General features: G+C 41.2%; 2 protein-coding genes. Both read right to left on the minus strand.

Annotated features, from left to right (window positions below; genetic code table 11):
- Positions 1–63 precede the first annotated feature (63 nt).
- Positions 64–558, minus strand: a complete 495-nt coding sequence (locus LD39_RS21115; protein ID WP_035553557.1) for a PTS glucose transporter subunit IIA — start codon at positions 556–558, stop codon at positions 64–66.
- A gap of 158 nt (positions 559–716) precedes the next feature.
- The coding region (locus LD39_RS21120; RefSeq protein ID WP_035553559.1) for a PLP-dependent aspartate aminotransferase family protein at positions 717–1,317 on the minus strand (601 nt) is incomplete at its 5' end.

The following is a 1,317-nucleotide window of genomic DNA, read 5'->3' on the forward strand; positions in this document are numbered from 1 at the left end:
GTTTCCAATATAGAAAAGAAAAAAAGCCTAAAACAGGCTCAGCTGCTTCAGGCTTTTCTGCTATTATTTTGTTTTTAAAGTAACGATACTCGTTTGTCCTGCACTAGCTGAGTCGCTATACGAAGGATCGAAATTTTCAACTATGTCATCAAAATTTGTAATGATGACTGGTGTGATGGTACTTTTCGCCTTTTCCTTAACAAGTTCGGGATCAAAGGTAATCAGGTGATCTCCTGCCTCTACTTTATCCCCTTGTTTCACATGTCCTTCAAACCCTTCCCCTTCCATCGATACGGTTTCTAAACCGATGTGAACGAGGACTTCAACACCAGATTTTGTTTTAATTCCGACAGCGTGGTTAGTCGGAAAAATTTGTACAATTTCTCCTCCAATAGGACTGACAACCTTTCCGTCCGTCGGTTCAATCGCAACTCCATCTCCCATCATACGTTGACTGAATACAGGATCGTCCACCTCATCTAACGAGACAACCTTTCCATTCAATGGAGCTACGAGTTGTTCTTCTACACTCTTTTTACCAAACATTTTTTTAAACATACACTCACCCTTTCAATCATGATAGAGTCCTAAGCCGTGATTCCTTCGTTCTATTATAAACAAACTTGTAATACTTTTCCCTTGATAAGAATGGATAAACACGGTTTAGAGTGATGTTCAATATAAATAAGCAGGGATAAGCTCCCTGCTTTTCTGATTTATTGGCATTTTTCTAAAGCTTGAGAAATATCGTCCCATATATCCTCTACCGATTCTAACCCTACTGATAGCCGGATCAGTGTATCTTCAATCCCCATCTGTCTTCTTTCTTCTTCTGGAACTACAGCGTGAGTCATGGACGCAGGGTGCTGGATCAATGTTTCTGCATCGCCAAGGCTCACAGCAATTTTAATTAATTTCAGCTGATCCATAAAGAATTGGGCATCTCTTTTAGAACCAACGATTTCAAATGCGAGGACGCCGCCTCCTGTTTTCATCTGTTTTTCTCTGATTTCTTTCTGAGGATGCTCATCCATACCAGGATAATAGACGTGCTGGACTAACGGGTGCTGACTCAATCTCTCAGCAATTACTTCTGCATTAGAGCTGTGTCGGTCCAAACGGACATGTAACGTTTTCAATCCTCTCAATAAAAGCCAAGCATCAAAAGGAGAAAGGACGCCGCCGATATCTTTTTGCTCATTCATGGCAACGGAATTCATAAACTCTTTTTTTCCGACAGCGAGACCAGCGATTACATCCCCATGTCCGCCAATATACTTTGTAGCACTGTGAATCACTACATCGCACCCTAATTCC

Origin of the sequence: Halobacillus sp. BBL2006, assembly GCF_000786645.1 — a bacterium.
GTDB lineage: Bacteria > Bacillota > Bacilli > Bacillales > Halobacillaceae > Halobacillus.

Excerpts from the sequence above, each read along its gene's own strand:
- LD39_RS21115 (WP_035553557.1), bottom strand. The coding sequence starts at position 558 with ATGTTTAAAAAAATGTTTGGTAAAAAGAGTGTAGAAGAACAACTCGTA.